Origin of the sequence: Microcoleus sp. S13C4, from assembly GCF_036700865.1 — a bacterium.
Classification (GTDB): domain Bacteria; phylum Cyanobacteriota; class Cyanobacteriia; order Cyanobacteriales; family Microcoleaceae; genus Microcoleus.
Genome location: NZ_JAUBPS010000077.1, coordinates 1 through 20,882, shown reverse-complemented (window position 1 = coordinate 20,882; position 20,882 = coordinate 1). Strand labels below are relative to the sequence as shown.

Genomic DNA, 20,882 nt, shown 5'->3' with positions numbered 1-20,882 from the left:
GCTTCTCTGGGTAAGGTAGAATGGAGGTGATATGAATCTTAAAATTAGCTTAATCTTGGTTGACGATCGAGGGAAATACATAAGGAGGGAAAGTCAATGATAAAGTTTGATATAGGTCACTACACCGATTTTAAATTGCCCAGCAACTCAACTATTCCAGAGCAATTACAGCAAACACTTCAGACGGTTTGGGACAGAAAATATGACGATTTATACGAAACAGGCGGAAAGTGCAATGTAGAAGAAGCATTTGTAGAAGTAATGACAGCCTTTGGAATGCCTAATGATCCCATATCCCATCAGCGATACGTCTATATGGCTTATGGAATAGCATTAGCAGCTAAACCGACTATTAAACATTACTTTCCTGAAGAACACAAAGCTGATATCGTTGAAGCAATTGTATCTTGTTGGCTTAAGGACGGCTGTGAAATCCCAGAAAGTTGGGCTGATACCTTGTTTCCTAATATCAACAAAATTGGAAAATATCAAGCTAGTAACGAAGCTTATAATATTTTCTACGGCTTGCTGCAAACACTCAACACCAAAACAGCCTATAATGCCATCTTGGATATTTTGTATGATGCCATTACCGGGGACGCCATTTCTGGTTTTACTGAAGCCCGACGAGATATGTTTAATTGGTGGTTGATCGAGGTGGTTCCTGCTGCCTATTGTTTAAAGCTGCCATCTACTTTATATTCTGGAAAATGGGAATTTCCGCCACTGAGTCAGTGCGGTTAAGTAATGACCAAAGCAATTGGAAAAGAGTGCGTGTTGCTGATTGTAGTTAACTTAAGGCACCATCAAACCCTTCAAAATTCTCCCCTTTTCCTCCTCCCTCAACCCCTTCGACTGCACCAAAACCCCAAAACCCCCCAAACCCATCGGATCGATCAATTGATGCAAAGCCTCCCTGCGCCGCAAAAACGTTGCCAAATCCAATACTTCGGCATCATTTGTAGACAGAGAAGCAATACGATCGCCCAAACCCAACGCCATCAAAAACAAAGCCTGCTGAGTAAACCCTACCACATCCAAACCGCACAATTCACCCTGCCTTTCCAGCGCCGTAAAATTAACATGAGCCGTTAAATCCTGCCGCCCCACATTAATATAAGGATTATTGTGATATCGGTGCAGATAATAACACTGTAGCGTCCCCTCCCTGCGCCTCGGATTGTAATAGCGGTGCGCCGGATAACCGTAATCAATAGTTAACAAATATCCCCGCTGCAACTTTTGAGCAACTGTACTCATCCAGTCCAAAGCCGCCAAATTCACCTCACTGCGATAACCATCCCCGTAAACACTCGCCGACAAATCGATGCTGAAAAAATCAAAATATTCGGCAATTTTAGGCGTGGAAACTTCGCCAATTACTTCAACAAAAATTATCTCTTCTTGTTGATTTTTTGGGGTTTCTGCGGCAACGTACATCTCCCTAACTTGCCCTTCTTCCAGAATGAATTGATGCACGGGCAAAGCATCTACTAACTCGTTAGAAAAGAAACAACCGACTATTGAATTATTAACTATCTCATCCCAATTACACCACTTAACACACTTGATATCACTTAATCTTTGGCGTTGTTCCGCTTGAAGTCTTGGCGAAATTTCAACAATTATGTATGTTAAATTTTTAAATAAGTCGGGATGTTGCCGTTGCAAATATTGCAGCACATTTTTGGCGAAAGTTCCCCGCCCAGCGCCCATTTCTACGATCGCGAAATTGAAAGGACGATCCTCTTCGAGGGCTCCGCTAACGAGAATTTGCCACATTTCCACAAACTGCTCTGCCAAAACCTCCGCAAAATCAGCACTCCAATGAGGCGACGTGATAAAATCGCCTTGTTTGCCGATCGACGGGCGATCGCTATTGTAATAACCGTGCTGCGGATGATATAATGCCAAATTCATATATTCAGCAAAAGTAATACGCTGTTGCGGACTGGTGGCAATTCTTTGGCAGATTAAAGCGCAGAGCTCCGGGTTACTGTCATTGATATCTGATTGCTGAATTTTCATAATTTACCGAATCAAAGTTGATGTTATTTCATTTGTGAAGGAGAGATTTTTTTTTATTAACCGCAGAGGGCGCAGAGGGCACAGAGGAAGAGAGAAGAGAGAAATAAGGTACATTTTAGCGACGTTCCGCGTTTATCCGCGTTCATCTGCGGTTAAAAAAAATCAACCCGGTTCCACAAAAAAACCGGGTTAATTTATCAGATAAAAACCGACCAAACCTACCTATCAACCGAGCCCATAATAATGTCGATACTCCCCAAAATCGCCACCAAATCCGCAATTTTCACGCCGCGAACAATGTGAGGCAAAATCTGCAAATTATTAAAGTCCCCAGTCCGAATCTTCCAGCGCCAAGGGAACACATTATCATCCCCGATAATATAAATCCCCAACTCACCCTTGCCGCTTTCAACGCGGACATAATGTTCGCCCTTGGGAATCTTAAAAGTCGGCGCAACTTTTTTGCCAATAAACTGATAGTCAAAACCATTCCATTCAGATTTTGGCCCGCTTTCGAGTCGCTTCGCTTCCAAATTCTCGTAAGACCCACCGGGGAGTCCTTTCAAGGCTTGATAGAGAATCTTAACCGACTCGCGCATCTCCCGAACCCGCACCAAATACCGGGCTAAACAATCGCCCGCAGCTTCGGTACAAACTTCCCAGTCGAAGTCGTCGTAACATTCGTAATGGTCAACTTTCCGCAAATCCCACTTAACGCCGGAAGCGCGCAACATGGGGCCGGAAAGTCCCCAGTTAATCGCTTCTTCGCGAGAAATAGTACCCAGCCCTTCAATCCGGCGGCGGAAGATTGGATTGTTGGTAATTAAACGTTCGTACTCGTCAATTTTGGGAACGAAATAATCGCAGAAATCGTGGCACTTATCTACCCAACCGTAGGGCAAATCTGCGGCGACTCCGCCGATGCGGAAATAGTTATTATTCACCATGCGATAACCTGTAGCGGCTTCCCACAAGTCGAGAATTGGTTCGCGATCGCGCATAGTATAGAAAAAAGGAGTTTGCGCCCCCACGTCTGCCAAAAACGGCCCCAACCACAACAAATGGTTAGCAATCCGGTTCAACTCCAGCATGATTACCCGAATGTAACTCGCCCGTTTGGGGACAGCAATATTCGCCAACTTTTCCGGCGCATTTACTGTCACCGCTTCGTTAAACATCCCCTCGGCATAGTCCCAGCGGCTCACGTAGGGCACGTACATCACGTTGGTGCGATTTTCGGCGATTTTTTCCATCCCGCGGTGCAGATAGCCCAAAACCGGCTCGCAGTCAACTACGTCTTCCCCGTCTAGGGTGACGATTAACCGGAGTACCCCGTGCATGGATGGGTGGTGCGGCCCCATGTTGAGCACCATCGGTTCGGTTCTAGTCTCAATTCTTGACATAATTAAATGAATTAATGATTACTAGCTATTGTTGATTTTTGTTTGGCTTTTATGATTATGAAGGATATCGAGCTCTCTGAGAAGGAGACCCTTGGATCAGATGTCAGTATTGACACCTATCACGTTCCAGTTTTGGGTCAAGAGTTAATTGCGGGTTTGGCTGTGCGTCCCGGCGGCCGCTATTTGGACGCGACGCTTGGGGGCGGCGGACACACGAGTTTGATTTTAGCGGCGGCGGCCGATGTTAGAGTGGTGGCGATCGACCGTGACGAACAAGCCATCAGTTTTTGCCAATCCCGATTTGCCAACTCGCCCGTCGAGTTTTGGCACGGCAACTTTGCTGAATATCAGTCCCCAGAGGCCGAATTTGATGGTATCGTAGCAGACTTGGGCGTCAGCTCTGCTCAGTTCGATACACCGGAACGAGGATTTAGTTTTCGCCACCCAGCTCAACTAGATATGCGTATGAACCAGCAGCAATCTTTGACGGCAGAAGAGATTATCAACCACTGGGAAGAAGTTAAACTAGCAGATATTATTTACAAATACGGCGAGGAGCGACTGTCGCGACGCATCGCGAGGCGGATTGTGCAAAGCCGTCCTTTTCAAACTACAACAGAACTCGCTGGGGCGATCGCCAGCAGCTTCCCCCCCAAGCAGCGCAACGGCAGAATCCATCCGGCCACCCGCACTTTCCAAGCTTTAAGGATAGCTGTCAACTCCGAACTAGCTTCTTTAGAAACTTTCCTCAACCAAGCCCCAAGGTGGTTAAAACCCGGTGGGAGAATCGGAATCATTACATTTCACAGCCTGGAAGACCGACCCGTCAAGCACCAACTCAGAGGAACACCCAGTTTACAGGTACTGACAAAAAAGCCGATCGTGCCACAATCCGAAGAAGTTGCTAGAAATCCCCGCTCTCGTTCTGCTAAGCTCAGACTGGCAGAAAGAATAACTTGATTCGGCAGTAGTAATATGCTTGCTGCAAAAAGTTCAGAGATTAGGGGGACTTGAATGCAGCAATCAAGTACGATGCGGCAAAGATGTAGGGAATAGCGCCAACCACCCACCACTAACCCTCCGGGTACAGTGGGGCTTGAAATACAGCCGGTGTTGACCAGACTTAGGTAGCAATACCTGCGTTAGTAGTAAGTGTTAAAATTCACACCGAGGACAGTGCCCAGCTAGTTAAGAGCTCTGCAACCAGAGCATTAAGTAGCCGTTTTGAATGCTGGTGTGTTTAGAAAAGTACCGACTGCTAACAAGGTGATTGCTAGTATCACAGCGTGAAAGCTGACTCGGGAATTTTCCCTATTGAAGCGGCCTACCGAGGCGGGTTACAGTATCGAAAGCCTCTCATCTGTTGTGCGAACAGATGGTGCGAAAGGAATGCTCACCTTAAGGTAAAACGGGTTTCTTTAACTCAACTTGACGTAACTGATATGTTGCATATATCCAGCCCCCCTTTTCCTCCCGCCACCTTGCTGAATACAGCTATGGTGGGGGTTTTCAAGGGGGAAGAAAGATGAGTAGGGGAGATGGAAGCAAGCTGAAACTGATGGTAGTCGATGACGAACCCGATAACTTGGATTTATTGTACCGGACGTTTCGACGCGACTTTCAGGTTTACAAAGCAGATAGCGCCCTCAGCGCCCTGGAAGTTCTAGACGAACAGGGCGAGATGGCGGTGATTATATCTGACCAGCGGATGCCAGAAATGAATGGCACCGAGTTTTTGGGGAAAACAGTCGAGCGATTTCCAGATACGATTCGGATTCTGCTAACGGGATACACCGATGTTGAAGATTTGGTTGAGGCCATCAACTCAGGTCAAGTTTTCAAATACATCACCAAACCCTGGAATCCAGAAGAACTCAAATTGGTGATCAATCAAGCCTCAGACACTTACAAATACTACAAGCAGCGCAGCGTTGCATTGCGCCGCGCTTTACGCAAGGAATCTCTGTTCAATGAGGTAATGAGCGTGATTCGCGGGTCGCTAGATTACTCTAGTATGGTACAAACTATTGTTCAAACCGTAGGTCAAACTTTTGAGGCCAACTATTGTATGCTGCGGCCGGTAGAAGCCGATCGACTATTGCCGAGTACCTTCCCCTACCAAGCCCAAACCGACGAGGCCATTCACTTTTCTTTTGATGAAAATTTGCTGGTTCAAGCCGTAGCCAGCCGCCAAACTCAAGTGAACCCAAACAGCGGGGGGGACGGTAAATCGGTTGAGATTGCCGTGCCCCTGACTTACCAGCAAGAATTGCTGGCGGTTCTGGCTTTGTCCCAGATTGGCGGCACTAACCCTTGGTCGGCAGAAGATATAGAGTTAATAGAAGGTGTAGCAGCTCAAGCTGCTCTCGCCCTGTCTCAAGCTAAGCTCTACCAGCGCACTCTGGATTTAGCCAAGCAGATGCAAAACGAGTTGGAAGTGGCTCGCCAAATCCAAACAAACTTGTTGCGCCAAAGTTGGCCGGATTTTGAAACTGTTAGAGTGCAAGCTTGCTGCTATCCCGCGCGGGAAGTTGGTGGCGACTTTTTTGAAGTCTACGTCCACTCCCAAGGGGATATTTGGATAGCGGTGGGAGATGTTTCGGGTAAGGGAGTTCCGGCTGCTCTATTTATGGCGAGCGCGATTTCGGTGATGCGGCGGGAACTTTCCCAAGAAGTTTCTCCAGAGCCCGATCGAGTGATGCAGAATATGAACAGCAGTATGGCTGACGACCTGATCGGCAACAACCATTTTATTACAATGGTTGTAGCTCGTTACACTCCGTCAACGGGACACCTCGCGTTTGCTAATGCCGGTCACATTTACCCGATTGTTTGGTCTCACTCGGAGGTGAAAGCTCAAGCCGCTAGCGGTAAAACGCCAGTCGAGCCGAATTTCCTGAAAGCTCGTGGCATTCCCTTGGGGATACTACCAGTTTGGAGAGGCAAAGCAGGTGCGATCGAATTAAAGTCAGGAGATGTATTTCTGCTGACGAGTGACGGAATTACTGAAGCTAGCGTGACCACTGAAGTCGCAGGGGGTGTACCAACCCGTTCTATGCTACAACAAGAAGGGCTTTGGCAACTCTTGATTCAGGAACCTGGTTCTTTCAACTTGGACAATTTGTTGGCTTACATCCGAGCAGACAATCCCGTTCAAGAAGACGACCAAACCATACTCTCTCTGGAGGTTCTTTGAATTTGTTAGCGACTCCCGACGCATAGTCGGGGGTGAGGTGAAAGTCGAAAAAACTTAAGCCCTGCTTGTTGACGACCCATAGAGTAGTCCTGCAAAGGACGGCGTTATCGTCAACAGTAAAAAACCTAGCCGGCGATGGCGCAGCTAGTTTTCTGAATCGCTTTCCTGGGGGATTAACGCCTGTAAAAGGTTAACGTAGAAGGCATTCGTGAGAAAAAACCAACGCTTAAAAGCTAGAGATTGAAACAAAGATTTTTTATACCTCCCTGCTTGCAGTCTCGGTATAATTATCCATGTTAATGGGCTTTAGACCCATAACTAAAGTTTTCAACTATACTCGTTAACTTCTGCCTTCTACCCAATGACGAATGCCTGATTTTTAAACAAAAAAGGCTAGTATCCCCCGATTAGCGACAAGTATTGAGGCCGAATCCATTCGGCGCATCGTGTTTCATACCTGGTGTGAAGACACAGGGTTTTCAAACTTACGGGATTTTTTTATGAATACTGAGCTTCATGTGCCAAGCGACTTGCGGTTTTTAACAATTGTTGAAAATTGGTTGCTGAGCAGTTTAGAAGTAGAGCTAGGAGAGCACGTCGATTGGCCGCGTCAGTCGAATCGTTTGCGCTTGGTGTTAGCAGAAGCCTATTCTAACGTGATCCGCCATGCTCACAAAGATCAACCCAATTTGCCCGTGTTAATTCGCTTGAATTTAAAAAATAGGGATATTGGTTTAGAAATTTGGGATTACGGTAAAGGTTACGAAATGGATACTTACAATCCCCCGAGGCCGGAAGCTAAACAGGAAAGCGGCTACGGCTGGCTGATTATGAGCAGACTTATGGATCGGGTGGACTACACTTTGCAAATAGACGGTCGCAACTGTCTAAAGTTGGAAGCGAGTTTGCCGGAAAAATCTTAATTAGTCGTTAGTCCTTAGTCATAAGTGATTAGTGATTGACAATGCACTTTTAGACTCGCTTTGGCTGTCTGTCGCACGCTGCGGTGACAGCCACTTTTTCGTGCCGTAGCGTCACTCCAACGCGAGACTGTAAGATTGTAGGGGTAAAGTCCCGATCGCACAAATAGCCAAGAAACCGATTTTTTATACCGTTAGTGGCACTTCACCCGAAATTGGGATAAAAAACCCCGTTTCTGCCTCATTCTGGCGATAAAAAGCCGATTGACCTGTAGATCGCACGACTTTAGCTGTTACGTGCGATCGACAGGTCAAACCAAAATAGACAATTTAAATGTGAAGCAGATTATCAAACATCAAATTTCGTCTGCGACCGCAGATTTAGCAATTCTTGGGGAGAAGCTAACAGTTTGACCGTGACAGAAAGGATTTTTTGGTCAGAATTGAGCAAGAACAGCCATCCGACATTAACACCAAATGCGGAAGTTTGCACCCGACCGCTGACCTGAACTTCTACTTTGCCATCTTCTAAAATTTGGCTGACACCTTTCTGGGGTTCTAGCTGCATTCCTCGTGCTTCTTTTTTTAGATAAGTGGCGATCGCAATCCTGCCGATAATTGGCTCTTCAAACGGCGCGTGCAGAACCCCGTCATCCGCAAACAAATTAGCGGTCGCTTCAAAATCCCCCGCGTTTAAAGTTTCAAAATATTGCAGTATCCCTGGCATGGTGATGCCTGCAATCTTTATAGAGTTAGTTAAAATAGGTTGAGTTGTGGCGGTCATAAAAGAAGTGATTTCAAATGAATGAGTATACTGTAATCATTCTCTTTGTCGCAGCAAATCCCTCAAAAGATATAAGTAGGGGTAGGAAAATAATTCTCCGAAAAAAGGAGGAATCGGGAACCGGAAAGCGTCGAGCGCAGCTTTCAGAGCGATCGACCAAGATCCATCCTACTTTCAAAAAATACAAGTGTAGCCAAGCTGTAAACCCTGATACCATCAGTCATTTTCCATCCTTCAATTATTGAATCTAAAATTTAAAATCTAAAACCTAAAATGATAGAAACCCAGACACCTGAAGGCATCTGGGTTTCTGGCCAAGTCTGTTTGACTGACCGAACCAGAATATTCTATTTACGCATCAAATTGAGCAATTCTTTAGGAGAGGCCAACAAGTCGATCGCCACAAAGAAAATTTGACCTTGAGGATCGAGCATAAACCGCCAGGCGATGTTCATACCCACATTCGCCCCAAACCAAGGAGTTTCGACAGTGCCGGTGACTTTAACTTGGCGGTAGCCGTCTTCTGCGGGTTCCGATACGCCTTGCTTAGGCATCATTTTCAGTCCGATGCACTCTTCGCGCATATAGTTGAGGATAGCTTCGCGACCGACGATCGGCTTTTGGAAAGGCGGTTGCAGGGCACCTTCTTCGGCAAATAAACCGACGGCTGGGGTGAAGTCGAAAGCGTTCATGTAGTCGATGTAGTTGAGGACAGTCTGCTCGCTAATACCCTCAATTTTGGTTTTCACCCGCTCTTCTGGAGCGGTGGGAGTGCTGCGGGGGGCAGAGCGTTTGCCGTACTCTTGGCTGAAATCGGGGTCGTAGCCCATGTGAACTACGGTATTCCGAAGTACGGTAATTTGCTGGCCCGGATCTAGTTTTTTGATGGTTTCAAGGACTTGGGTGGCTTCGGGAGACATTTGATAGCCAGCGGGAACCGGAGCGACAAGGCCCTGTTTCATCAACTGTCCCAACTCGTACCAGAAACCAAGTTTGGTGTTGACGCGCAAGGAAGTGTAAATCCGCCCGATCGTAGTGTCGGCGTTGCTGGCTAGGTCAAACATGGTTTTGCTTTGAGCAGCAGGCGACATTTGCTTGATTTCGCTCAGGATGCCTTCAACAAGCGCCATGCTGGCTACTCCCGGAGCTGCTGCGGTGATGGAAACGCCCATTTCGGTGTAGGCATACCAGAGCAGTGCTAGTTGGTCTTCAACGCTGAGTTTATAGAATGCTTCCGTGGTAGCGGGAACAACGCTCGCAATCTCGGTGTTTGAGAAAATAGATTGAGCTGATTGAATGCTAACTGCCATATGTATGCTGTGGGATTCGCTGTCGGTTTTACTTGCGTACTTGAATTAGCGAATCGAATTCTCCCTAAATTAAATTATGTAACATTTTTGACATTTTGGAGTTCAAATTTATAAATATAAAGATTGTGAAATTATTATCAATTCTGTCCCACACTTAATCTTAAGATTAGTAGACTTATGGCACAATTTGTGCTGTGGTTCCTTACCAGATGAAAAAATCAATTAATAGCGATCGCATTAAGCAAAAAGCCCTTGAGTTGGGATTTCACAAAGTTGGGATAGCCTCAAAAGACGCGGATTTCGATCTAGAAAAACAAAGATTGCAAGCTTGGCTGGACAAGGGTTATCAGGCGGATATGGCATGGATGGGAAACCCGAAACGGCTGGATATTCAATTAGTGATGCCAGAGGTGCAGTCATTGATATGTGTTGCCATCAACTACTACACGCCTCACCAACGCCCGGACGGTTCCGAATATGCCAAAATCTCTCGCTACGGCTGGGGGCGGGATTACCACAGAATTTTGCACAAAAAACTGAAGGTTTTGGCAAATTGGGTGGGATCGCAAGGCGAGGGAATTGAAGCGCGGTATTATGCTGATACCGGGCCAATTCAGGATAAAATGTGGGCGCAGCGTGCCGGGATTGGTTGGATTGCTAAAAATGGTAATGTAATTTCGCGCGAATACGGTTCTTGGGTATTTTTGGGCGAAATCTTGACTAATTTGGAGTTAGCGTCGGATGATTCTCATACAGAACATTGCGGTACTTGTACTCGCTGTATCGAGGCGTGTCCGACAGGAGCAATTACTGAGCCTTTTGTGGTGAATGCCGATCAATGTATAGCCTATCACACGATCGAGAATCGAGCCGAAAAATTGCCCGACGAAATTGCATCTAATTTACAAGGTTGGGTAGCAGGTTGCGACATTTGTCAGGATGTTTGTCCTTGGAATCAGCGATTTGCTAAACCAACTGATGTTGCAGAGTTTGAGCCTTATCCTGAAAATATAGCGCCGACACTTGCAGAATTAGCCGACATTTCCGACGAGGAATGGAACCGCAGATTTACAGCTTCGGCACTGCGGCGCATTAAACCAGAAATGCTGCGGCGAAATGCGAAAGCAAATCAAATTAACCCTTAAAAGTTGAGATGTTCCCGCTCAGGGTGCTTAGGCGGCACCTTACCCTATAGATAATAACCCTAGGGTATGTACGGTTCGCCAAGAGCCAATACATTATGCAGTAAGTCATTCCCCATCTAAAATCTACAATCTAAAATCTAAAATCTAAAGTTGTATGATTCCCCGTTCCTTATTTGCTATTGTCCAATGACCAAAGTAATTATTTTTGATTTTGACGGTACTTTAGCAGATACAATCGATATTCTTCTGAGCATCACCAACCGTTTGTCAGCAGAATTCGGCTTTAAGTCTGCGACAAAAGAGGAACTCGCTCAACTGAGCAACTTAACTTCTTGGGAACTTCTTAAGTATTCGGGGATTTCTATCTTCAAATTCCCCCTTTTGATTAGAAAGTTGAAAGCAGAGTTGCGGAGTGAAATTCCCACAATTGAATTATTTCCGGGAATTAAAGAAGTTTTGCTAGAGTTAAAAAAACTGGGATTTCAACTGGGCATTATCACATCCAATTCTCGAGAAAACGTCTTGGCATCGCTGGAAAATAAGGGTTTGCAAGACACTTTCACGTTTATTTACTCGGGTTCAACTTTTGGGAAACATAAAGTTATTAATAAATGGCTAAAAAAAGAACATATAAATCCTGAAGAAGTCGTTTATGTGGGAGATGAGATCCGAGATATAGACGCAGCTAGAAAAACTGGAATTAAGGTAGTTGCTGTAGGTTGGGGCTTTAATTCTCAGGAGGCTTTGGCTGCACACAGTCCCGATTTTTTGATTACACGCCCGCAGGAACTGATAGAGATTATGAGTAATTTGGGGTAACTGTAAACTTGGGTAAACTAAAATTGCCCAAATAAGACTCGGCGCTTGACACCAATCTTAAACAAACTCTCCTCTCAGCAGAGAGCGACTAAAGAATACAAGGGGTATTAAAGGCTGATTTGGTATCAGCCATACTCCCTAGTATCATCTCTGCAAGTAAATTATGTTACTCTCCTTCGCCCCGTTTCAGTGCTGCTAAAACTGCTTGCTGGCTAACTGCTTGGTAGATTTTGCTAAAATGCTGTTTGAGGGCGTCTGATGCAGGGGAGGATTTGCTAGCGGTTCCTTTTCCGTCGGTTGCGATGGGAATTGGGCCTAAGATATCTAATACTGTTTCGCTGCTGGGTGGCGGTACAATGACTACTAAAGATGATTCTAGTTGCTGATTGTATTCCCAAAAGCGATCGACCTTTGGCAATTTAGAATTCGCAGTGGGGGCATTTTCGCCGGAGTTGAGTTGGGAATTTTCCTCTCCTTGCGTACCTCTTCTCTGACGAAGTGCTGTCAAGATTTGCTCTTTGGTTCTCCCCCGCAGTTGAAAGAGTACGAAGGGGTCTTCACTGAAGCGATCGCCCAATAAGTAGTATACTGCACTGATGTGTTTGCAAGGGTTTTTGGGGTCAGGACAGCTACAGCGCGATCGAATATCAGATAAACTTAACGGAAATAGCGTTTTGCCGGCCGCTGCAAATACATCTTCAATATTGTGTGGCATTTCTCCTGCTAGTAATTTAGCTGAAAAAACCGCTCTTTGGGACATATTTTCAATCACATAATCCCAATCTTCATCAGTCAATGTATCGAGTCCTAAAGAAACTTGATAGGGTTTAGGATCGGTTCCTTGAACTACGGCAATTACTTCTTGGTTAGGGAATTTAATGCTGAGAACTTTTCCCTCGCGCGCATACTGCCAGCCACGTTCTAAGCGCTTTTTGAAGCGGTAGGTATTAATTAAATCGAGCCACTGTTGTGTCCACCATTCTCTGTCAATCATAAGCCGAAGGAAGAAGGAACAAGGAACAAGGAAGAAAGCTTTAGTTATCTAGGAGAGTCAGAAACCGAGTCTTTTACCAAAAAACTGGACTATAACCTTTAATCCTGGTAAAAAACCCGGTTTCTGTGGTCAGAGTGCGTCATTCCTCGGATTTTTTAGAACTAAAGTCCTCACGAAAAACCGAAGCAAATTAAACACATTATTCTTCTTCCGTTTCTATAATAGCATTGCGATCGAGGATTAGTAAATTCCGAAGTTGGTCTGTATCTAGCTCAGTGAGCCAGTTTTCACCGGCACTGACTACTTGTTCGGCTAGAGCTTTCTTACTTTCGATCATATCGTGTATTTTCTCCTCTAACGTACCAGTGCAGACAAATTTGTGAACTTGCACATTACGAGTTTGACCGATGCGAAATACGCGGTCAGTTGCTTGATTTTCAACTGCGGGATTCCACCATCTGTCATAGTGGAAAACGTGGGTTGCTCTGGTTAAGTTCAAACCTGTGCCGCCTGCTTTTAAAGATAAAATCATAATCGGCGGGCCTTGGGGGTCGTGCTGGAAGCGATCGATCATTTCTTCCCGCTGCTGCTGCTTAACTCCGCCGTACAAGAACAAAACTTCTCGCCCTAAATGCTTTTCTAGATGCGGTTTCAGGAGTTTTCCCCATTCGGCAAATTGAGTAAAAATTAAAGCCCGATCGCCCTCAGCGAGCACCTCCTCTAACATTTCCACCAACCGCTGCAATTTCCCCGATTCCTGGCTCTTAATTTCCAATTCTTTCGGCTTAGCTTCTGCTTTCACAAGAGCCGGATGGTTGCAAAGTTGCTTGAGTTTTACCAGCAAAGCCAGAATCATTCCCCGGCGCTGAATACCTTCTGCTGATTCTAATTCCGCTATTGACTCTTCGACTATTTTCTGATATAATACCGCCTGTTGAGTCGCGAGTCCACAAAATACAGTCATCTCCTGTTTTTCGGGCAAATCTTGGATGATTTCTTTGTCGGTTTTCAGGCGGCGGAGGATGAAAGGCCGAACGAGCGATCGCAAAGTCTGCAATGATTCCCTATCTCCGTATTTCTCGATCGGAATTGCAAATCGGCGCTGAAAGAAATTGCGCGGTCCCAAATAGCCAGGATTGAGAAACTCCAAAATAGACCACAATTCTTGCAGTCTATTTTCCACCGGAGTTCCCGTCAGCGCAATTTTAAAAGATGCCTCGATTTGCCGCACCGCTTGCGACTGCTTAGCCTCGGAATTTTTAATATTTTGCGCTTCATCTAAAACCAATCCTTGCCACTTAATGCCTTGAAATTCCTTCGCATCGCGAAACACCAGGGCGTAACTGGTAATTATTAAATCCTTTCCCTTAATTTCAGCCGCAAATGCTTTGCCTTTAGCGCGTTTGTCTCCGTGGTGAACTAATACTTTCAGCGTCGGGCCAAATTTCTTGACTTCGCGCTCCCAATTGCCCAATACCGATGTCGGACAAACCAGTAATGTTGGCGCTTCTAGGGCATCTTGTTCTTGTAAATGCAGGAGAAAAGTAATTAGCTGAATAGTATTGTGGCACAAGATATTATTGGCAACAAAATTGTGATGCTTGCTCACCTCAAAATCATAAACCCACCCGCTGTACTCAAAATCCTCAATTTCCTCTATTCGGCAATAAAATACTTCGCGATCGAGTATAAGTTGCAAATTTTCTCGGACACTATCTAGCTGCGCTACATTGAGATTTGCATAAGCCTGTAGGGTTTGATTCGTCCATTTAGAAGGCTTTAGCTGGCGGTACTCCTGTTCTGCGGAACCACCAAGCACATTTTCCATACCTGCTACCACCTTTCCTAGGCTGATGCGGGAAAACTGCTGGGAACCGTTAATATAAACAGGATTGTGCATTCCGAAATGCCGTAGCGGCAGTTTGGTCATCTCCACTGCATCGGCAACAATATCCGAAACCGGAATTCCTTCGACATTTGTATTGGCAGTAACTTCGCAAATTTTCTCTAAATTTTGCTGTTTTTCGGGATAACCGAAGCCAATTTCCTGCAAAAATATGCGCGCTGAGTTACCGCCGAAAGTGCCAATATAATAGGTGCGAAAAATGCCGCTGCCATTGGTGGCGCATTTCTGTCTGGTGGCGATTCGCAGCCAAATTCCAAAGCGCCGCAGCAATGTAGAAAGTTGTTGGATGATTAAAGGCGAAGCGGTGCTAATTTCGATAGTCCGCGTGTTAAGGAAGACAGAACCTTCAGCATCAAAGTAGTTTTTGAGGAAAATCCGTATGCTGTCCAGATTGGCTTGCATGATAAATTGCGGGAAGCTTTTCTCGGCTGACAGCTTTCCCCACTCGTAGCCTTTAGCCTCAAGAAAGCTTTGGTACGATCGACTACACACAGCTAAATATGCTGCTCTTTGCTTACCGGGAGTACGAACAGCAGGATTATTTATTTCTATCCCATACTTTTTGCTTAAATGGTGAAGTGTGAAACGCAATTCTTCAAGAACTGCCACATCTTTCTGCGTTATTGTGAGTATTGCCCGATCGCGCTGCTCATATCCCTCAGCTATCTGCCAAGCCAGAAGCTTGACCAAATCGGGATCTTCCGGCTTTCCTTCCCAATACAATTTAGCAGGAACGCAAACATAATCTCCAACCTTGAGGTCATTTGTCCAGCCATCGCGTCCTAACAATTTGTGGCGGCGGGTAATTGTGATGGTGCTACCGTCTTGCAGTTTGATTGTTCGCAACTTTTCTTGCACTTGCTGGCGATAAAGTCGTCGAACAGTCGCCTGTACAATTTTGCCTGTTTCCTGATTTATGGAATTTACCAGTAATTGCTCGTTAGGTTCAGACCAAAAGCCCTCACCGTCGAATTCTGTTTTTCCGGCATATGCTTCCCATATTTTTTCAGCTTTTTGTAAAAAACCATTAACAAAAAGCAAAGAATGTGGTAAAATGCACTTTCCTAATCCCATATCGTCCGCGAGACAAGCACCCAAACCCCAGCGTTCTAAGAATGCTAACCAGCCTGCTCCTAGGGCTTGATAAGGCCGCAATTGTCCTCGGAAACTAGCCGGAGTTGCGATCGCACTTACCGCTTGATTATCGCTCAAAGTATTCAACAACTCCTGAAGTTGACCCGTGGCCTCAAAATTCACCACAGGCAATTTCTCGATCATCTGAGAATCGCCCGATGCCAAACGCAAAGCATCCTCCAAAGAAAGAGTCATTTGCTCTTTGCGGCTGGCAAAAAAAGTTTGAGCCGCTTTCACATCCGGCGCGCGCAACTCCACCCACTCGCCGTTAATTTCCACCAAAGGCGAATTCAACGCAATCAATCTGTCAAACTCTGCCTTAGAAAGGCGCTGTCCGCCGATCGTCAATTCCCACTTAAAATTTAGCAGACTTTGCAATCCCAGCCCACCTTTCGCCGGATTCACTTTCGGAGTTTCCGCTTGAATGCTCAAACCCAAACGACTCGCCCAACCATCCGTCTTTGTCAAACTCGGCGGCAAAACTACGCCCAACCCGCTATCAGCAAACCGCCAAGCTACAGACTTAATAAACTCGTAAGCTTGCAGCGGATTTAATTGACAAGATTGAGGCCGCTGTGCTTGCAAACTCGGTTCAATTAACGGATAAAGTTTCGAGGCTAAACCCAAGCCGCTGAGCAAAGTTTCTTGAGGCAATTCTATTGTCCGCCCCGCATAAGCCAAACGCTCAACTGAGTTGTTCCAAATAGTTGTCGCATCTACCAAAAATTCGTTTTCATCTGCTGCTTGCAAGCAATAATTTAAATTCCAGTTGGCTTTACCGGGCGCTGGTGGTATCAGTTGAAAACAAGTGCGAAATTGACTTTGTTGAGATAGTTGGTTTTGCAGCGGTGCAGTCCAAGCACTCAGCTTGGTTGCCAAGTTTTCTAATGCTGCTGTTTCTACTTGAACTATCCCAGATTCCTGCTGCAAAGCTTGCAGCCAGTCGCGCACAGGAGAAACTGCTTTGATGTCTAAAGTAGAGCTACCAGCCGAGCGCACTTGACTATCTACAATACTGCTCAAAAAGCCTAACACCAATTCCTCCGCCCCCGCAGGCAAATCCACGGCTAAAGGCAATTGACTGGATTCTTCTTCCTTTTCCCCTCTTTCTTCTTCCTTCTTCCTGACATCCGTTACATCCGTTACATCCGTTACAGAATCCGTTGCCGAACTTCCTTCTTCCTTCTTCTGATATGTTCTGCAAGCCGTCGGCATTTGCTTGACAAAAGTGGCGAGCCGGAGTGTATCTGTAGAACTATCTAACAGCGGTTGCCATTTGGCAATAGCAGAACCGTCTGGCTGTTTCTCCAATCCCGGCAAAAATTTGCATCTTGCCAACAAATCCAAACTCCACCTAGCAATATGAGACCAAAAACGCAAATCTGAGCCGACAAAAGAGTCTGGTTCCGTGCTGTTAAGCGGTAGTGATTGCAAGAAAACAAAAGCTGCTTGAGGGTTGAGACAAAAACCCTGGACTTGCCAGGGATAAAGGTAAATTTCCTCGGTTTTGGTCGGTTCCTCAAGTGCTGCTGCTGAGTGCTGCGGCATCAGATTTGCGTTCGATTCTGAGATTTGCGTGGGAAGTGCGATCGCCCGAATTTCCCTTTGGATTGAGGAGTTTGGGGCGGTAATTTCTGCGTTTTGAGTTTTGGGCGATCGCCTGGTTTTTTTGCTTTTTTCCGGTGAAGTTTCTGCGGTTTCCGGTAATTGCCAGTTGAGTTTTCCCGACTGCTGCAATGAATTTAGGAAAGTCTTAAATTCAGCTTCGGTCATAGCTAAGGGATGCTGTAGATTTATCCCCGCTGTGGTGTCAATTGCCCCTATTTTTCGCCAAGTTTCTCCCCAAATAAATAAGCAACTTTTTTCATTTTCTAGTAGCCAACTGCCGTGTAAAATTGCCATCTTTTTTACCCTGATATTTTTATTTAATTGCGAGGCTGAGTACAGCTTTTATATGGGGTTTATGAATAAAAGTTTAAACAAACAAAGGATATTTTGAGCCAGACAGGACTTAGGTAGAACCTGTATATGTAGGGTGCAACCTAAGCACCTTACTGCTTATTCCCAATCCTAGATAACTAAATCCTTCTTCCTTCTTCCTTCAATGTCCCAATTCCCAAACGAAAATTCATCACAAATTTGGGTAGAAACCCCATCCTTTTAGGACGGCTTTATATTAGAATGTAATTGGTCAACGACCCACCCGAGACGATGGATCAAACAGCCTATACGAGCGAAGTTCAGCCTTGTGCTGGCGGCGAAGCAAAATCGGTAGACCGGGAAAAGAGGATAGGGCAATGGAAGTCTAACCCTAGAATCAAAAGTACGAAGAATTCCGTTTGGTATTCGACACGTAAAAACCGCAGGGCTTGCGGGGTTAGTCTGTGGAGCGAACATAAGACCAAAACTCTTTGAGGGTGGAGGCAGTTGCGAAGAAGCAGAAACTTAAGTCGCGAGGCTTAAGAATCACCGTACCTTCAGGTCGGTGAGTATGTCAACGTACCATCTATGGAAGGCGTTTAGCGGGCGATCAACCGGAGAATCGACCCCAGGCTGCAAAAAATAATTCGAGAGTATAAATGCTTATATGCCAGACGCAGACAGTCGATCGCGAGGCGATTATCCCTGTCTTTTGACCTCGGACTCTCAAACATCCTGTGGTAATGTTACGATCCCGACAGAGAAAGAATGTGGTAGATAAGGAAGCAGTGCTACATGGTAGAGATAGACAAGTCAATATCCTTCGATGGACGGGATATTAGACTGAAGATTGGTTTACTAGCGCCTCAAGCAGGCGGTGCAGTTTTGATTCAGTCGGGTGACACGGCGGTTTTGGTGACAGCGACTCGATCGCAGGGGAGAGAAGGAATTGATTTCCTGCCCCTGTTGGTGGATTACGAAGAGAGACTCTACGCTGGCGGAAAAATTCCCGGTGGATTTTTGCGAAGGGAAGGGCGTCCCCCAGAAAAAGTGACTTTGACTGGCCGTTTGATCGATCGACCGCTGCGCCCGCTATTTCCAAGCTGGCTGCGAGATGACATCCAAGTTGTAGCCACAACGGTTTCGATGGACGAACAAGTACCACCGGACGTTTTGGCGGTGACGGGGGCTTCGGTGGCGATACTGCTGGCGAAAATGCCGTTTTACGGGCCGATGGCGGCAGTGCGAGTCGGTTTGGTAGGGGACGATTTCATCATCAACCCCACCTACAGCGAAATCAGAGAAGGCGAGTTGGATCTCGTGGTAGCTGGTTCTCCTGACGGAGTAATCATGGTAGAAGCCGGCGCCAACCAGTTGCCCGAACAGGATATCATCGAGGCGATCGACTTCGGCTATGAAGCAGCCTGTGACTTGATTCAAGCCCAGCGCGAAATTATGGCGGAATTGGGGATCGATTTGGTGGTAGAGGAACGGCCATCGCAAGATTCGGCCCTAGAAAACTTCATTCGCGATCGCGCCCAAGAACCCATCCGCATCATTTTGTCAAGATTTGAAAAAGACAAAACAATACGGAATGCAGCTTTGGACGAAGTTAAGGCAAATGCAGTCGAATCTGCGATCGCCGAACTCCCGGAAGAGGACCCGGTAAAAGTAGCGGCCACCGCCAACAGCAAGGCGATCGGCAACGTTTTTAAAGACGTTACCAAAAAAATGATGCGGAAGCAGATCCTCGAAGATGGCATCCGCGTAGACGGCCGCAAGCTAGACGAGGTGCGACCCGTTTCTTGTCGCGTAGGCGTGCTGCCGTCCCGAGTACACGGCTGTGCGTTGTTCAATCGGGGGTTAACCCAAGTCTTGTCCGCAGCTACCCTGGGAACCCCAGGAGACGCCCAAGACTTAGGAGACGACTTGCACCCGCAGCAAGACAAACGCTACCTGCATCACTACAATTTCCCGCCGTTTTCGGTAGGAGAAACCAAGCCGATGCGATCGCCCGGACGCCGAGAAATCGGTCACGGAGCTCTCGCAGAACGCGCTTTACTGCCCGTTTTGCCATCCAAAGAAGATTTCCCCTACGTAATTCGCGTAGTTTCAGAAATCCTTTCTTCCGACGGTTCCACCTCAATGGGTTCAGTTTGCGCCTCAACGCTAGCATTAATGGATGCAGGCGTTCCCCTTTCGCAACCCGTCAGCGGCGCGGCAATGGGCTTAATTAAAGAAGGCGATGAAGTCCGAATTTTGACTGACATTCAGGCAATTGAAGACTTCTTAGGCGACATGGACTTCAAAGTAGCCGGTACCGACACCGGGATTACTGCTTTGCAGATGGACATGAAAATCAAAGGTTTGCCTTTAGATGTGATAGCCACAGCCATCCGCCAAGCCAAACCGGCCAGACTGCACATTTTAGAAAGAATGCTGGCAACCATCGACACTCCCCGCAAGGAAATGTCGCCGTTTGCACCGCGTTTGCTAACCCTGAAAATCGATCCAGAATTTATCGGTTTGGTAATTGGGCCTGGTGGCAAAACGATCAAAGCCATCACCGAAGAAACCGGTGTCAAAATTGACATCGAAGACGACGGAACCGTAACAATTGCTGGCAACGACAGCGAAAAAGCTCAGCGGGCTTACAACATTGTCCAAGGCATGACGCGCAAGTTGAATGCAGGAGATGTGTATGTCGGCAAAGTAACTCGAATTATTCCGATCGGCGCTTTTGTGGAAATTTTGCCCGGAAAAGAAGGAATGATTCACATTTCCCAGTTAGCGGACTACCGCGTTGGCAAAGTGGAAGACGAGTTAGCTGTGAACGATGAAGTGATTGTCAAAGTGCGAGAAATTGACAATAAAGGTCGAATTAATTTGACCCGCTTGAATATTCATCCCGACGAAGCGGTAGCCGCCCGCGAAGCGCTGAATAAATAGTTTACGGTTGGTAATTGGTAATTACTTATAGAGTAATTGCTAATTGCTAATTGGTAACTGGTGATTAGTAATTGCTAATTGCTAGTTGAGATTAAATCTGATTGTTTCAGATTGATTTGAGAGTAGGTGCGCGACAGCGACAGATCGACAAAAGTGCGATCGGCTGTGGAAGTTAATACAGTCGCGCACTTTACCCTCGGCGGTTGCTATAAATAAACCTTGGAATTATTCATCTCTTTCCCCTCTTCCTCTGCGCCCTCTGCGGTTAAATCGCTCATAAATATTAAAAAAAATATAATAAGCTGTTGCACATTTAAACTGTGATACACGCATTGCCCTTATTTTTGATTTTACGACCCCACTTAATTATTAAT

At 46.1% G+C, this 20,882-nt stretch carries 13 protein-coding genes; 7 read left to right on the top strand and 6 right to left on the bottom strand.

Translation table 11 applies throughout. The features are described 5' to 3' along the window. Nucleotides 1–96 precede the first annotated feature (96 nt). Entirely contained in the window at nucleotides 97–744 is a 648-nt protein-coding gene (locus tag QT996_RS24020; RefSeq protein ID WP_333049591.1) for a hypothetical protein, read from the top strand. Between the two features lie 51 nt (nucleotides 745–795). On the opposite strand, the gene QT996_RS24015 is transcribed toward QT996_RS24020, so the two are convergent. Both QT996_RS24015 and QT996_RS24010 read right to left on the bottom strand, forming a co-directional pair. Next, on the bottom strand, nucleotides 796–2,028 hold the full coding sequence (locus QT996_RS24015; RefSeq protein WP_333049589.1) for a class I SAM-dependent methyltransferase: 1,233 nt from the start codon (nucleotides 2,026–2,028) through the stop codon (nucleotides 796–798). Between the two features lie 218 nt (nucleotides 2,029–2,246). Next, the gene (locus QT996_RS24010; protein WP_333030262.1) at nucleotides 2,247–3,431 is read right to left on the bottom strand and encodes an NAD(P)H-quinone oxidoreductase subunit H; all 1,185 of its coding nucleotides are present in this window, start codon (nucleotides 3,429–3,431) and stop codon (nucleotides 2,247–2,249) included. 57 nt (nucleotides 3,432–3,488) lie between these two features. Here QT996_RS24010 and rsmH point away from each other — a divergent pair, with 57 nt between their 5' ends. From rsmH to QT996_RS23995, 3 genes are all read left to right on the top strand, one after another. After that, entirely contained in the window at nucleotides 3,489–4,391 is a 903-nt protein-coding gene (gene rsmH / locus QT996_RS24005; protein WP_333049588.1) for a 16S rRNA (cytosine(1402)-N(4))-methyltransferase RsmH, read from the top strand. Nucleotides 4,392–4,956: 565 nt separating this feature from the next. Then, nucleotides 4,957–6,627, top strand: a complete 1,671-nt coding sequence (locus QT996_RS24000; protein ID WP_333049586.1) for a SpoIIE family protein phosphatase — start codon at nucleotides 4,957–4,959, stop codon at nucleotides 6,625–6,627. A 500-nt stretch (nucleotides 6,628–7,127) separates the two neighbouring features. Continuing rightward, on the top strand, nucleotides 7,128–7,550 hold the full coding sequence (locus QT996_RS23995; RefSeq protein WP_006633914.1) for an ATP-binding protein: 423 nt from the start codon (nucleotides 7,128–7,130) through the stop codon (nucleotides 7,548–7,550). A 346-nt stretch (nucleotides 7,551–7,896) separates the two neighbouring features. Here the strand turns inward: QT996_RS23995 and QT996_RS23990 are convergent, their stop codons facing one another. Both QT996_RS23990 and QT996_RS23985 read right to left on the bottom strand, forming a co-directional pair. Then, the gene (locus QT996_RS23990) at nucleotides 7,897–8,331 is read right to left on the bottom strand and encodes a nuclear transport factor 2 family protein (RefSeq protein WP_333049584.1); all 435 of its coding nucleotides are present in this window, start codon (nucleotides 8,329–8,331) and stop codon (nucleotides 7,897–7,899) included. 347 nt (nucleotides 8,332–8,678) lie between these two features. Then, on the bottom strand, nucleotides 8,679–9,641 hold the full coding sequence (locus QT996_RS23985) for an orange carotenoid protein N-terminal domain-containing protein (RefSeq protein WP_333049582.1): 963 nt from the start codon (nucleotides 9,639–9,641) through the stop codon (nucleotides 8,679–8,681). Nucleotides 9,642–9,850: 209 nt separating this feature from the next. Between QT996_RS23985 and queG the strand changes: the two genes are divergently transcribed. Together queG and QT996_RS23975 are read left to right on the top strand one after the other, a co-directional pair. After that, nucleotides 9,851–10,786: a tRNA epoxyqueuosine(34) reductase QueG gene (gene queG / locus QT996_RS23980; RefSeq protein ID WP_333049581.1), complete on the top strand. Its 936-nt coding sequence runs from the start codon at nucleotides 9,851–9,853 to the stop codon at nucleotides 10,784–10,786. Between the two features lie 186 nt (nucleotides 10,787–10,972). Next, nucleotides 10,973–11,605 (top strand): HAD-IA family hydrolase, encoded by a 633-nt coding sequence (locus QT996_RS23975; protein WP_333049579.1) that lies wholly within the window; start codon nucleotides 10,973–10,975, stop codon nucleotides 11,603–11,605. A gap of 166 nt (nucleotides 11,606–11,771) precedes the next feature. Here the strand turns inward: QT996_RS23975 and QT996_RS23970 are convergent, their stop codons facing one another. Together QT996_RS23970 and QT996_RS23965 are read right to left on the bottom strand one after the other, a co-directional pair. Next, on the bottom strand, nucleotides 11,772–12,599 hold the full coding sequence (locus tag QT996_RS23970; RefSeq protein WP_333049578.1) for an SWIM zinc finger family protein: 828 nt from the start codon (nucleotides 12,597–12,599) through the stop codon (nucleotides 11,772–11,774). Between the two features lie 199 nt (nucleotides 12,600–12,798). Beyond that, entirely contained in the window at nucleotides 12,799–17,541 is a 4,743-nt protein-coding gene (locus QT996_RS23965; RefSeq protein WP_333049576.1) for an SNF2-related protein, read from the bottom strand. 813 nt (nucleotides 17,542–18,354) lie between these two features. On the opposite strand from QT996_RS23965, the gene QT996_RS23960 reads away from it, so the two are divergent. Beyond that, entirely contained in the window at nucleotides 18,355–20,508 is a 2,154-nt protein-coding gene (locus tag QT996_RS23960; RefSeq protein WP_333049574.1) for a polyribonucleotide nucleotidyltransferase, read from the top strand. The last annotated feature ends 374 nt before the right edge of the window (nucleotides 20,509–20,882 follow it).

Coding starts and splice junctions, on each gene's coding strand:
- QT996_RS24020 (WP_333049591.1), top strand. CDS start 97: ATGATAAAGTTTGATATAGGTCACTACACCGATTTTAAATTGCCCAGC.
- QT996_RS24015 (WP_333049589.1), bottom strand. CDS start 2,028: ATGAAAATTCAGCAATCAGATATCAATGACAGTAACCCGGAGCTCTGC.
- QT996_RS24010 (WP_333030262.1), bottom strand. CDS start 3,431: ATGTCAAGAATTGAGACTAGAACCGAACCGATGGTGCTCAACATGGGG.
- rsmH (WP_333049588.1), top strand. CDS start 3,489: ATGAAGGATATCGAGCTCTCTGAGAAGGAGACCCTTGGATCAGATGTC.
- QT996_RS24000 (WP_333049586.1), top strand. CDS start 4,957: ATGAGTAGGGGAGATGGAAGCAAGCTGAAACTGATGGTAGTCGATGAC.
- QT996_RS23995 (WP_006633914.1), top strand. CDS start 7,128: ATGAATACTGAGCTTCATGTGCCAAGCGACTTGCGGTTTTTAACAATT.
- QT996_RS23990 (WP_333049584.1), bottom strand. CDS start 8,331: ATGACCGCCACAACTCAACCTATTTTAACTAACTCTATAAAGATTGCA.
- QT996_RS23985 (WP_333049582.1), bottom strand. CDS start 9,641: ATGGCAGTTAGCATTCAATCAGCTCAATCTATTTTCTCAAACACCGAG.
- queG (WP_333049581.1), top strand. CDS start 9,851: ATGAAAAAATCAATTAATAGCGATCGCATTAAGCAAAAAGCCCTTGAG.
- QT996_RS23975 (WP_333049579.1), top strand. CDS start 10,973: ATGACCAAAGTAATTATTTTTGATTTTGACGGTACTTTAGCAGATACA.
- QT996_RS23970 (WP_333049578.1), bottom strand. CDS start 12,599: ATGATTGACAGAGAATGGTGGACACAACAGTGGCTCGATTTAATTAAT.
- QT996_RS23965 (WP_333049576.1), bottom strand. CDS start 17,541: ATGGCAATTTTACACGGCAGTTGGCTACTAGAAAATGAAAAAAGTTGC.
- QT996_RS23960 (WP_333049574.1), top strand. CDS start 18,355: ATGGTAGAGATAGACAAGTCAATATCCTTCGATGGACGGGATATTAGA.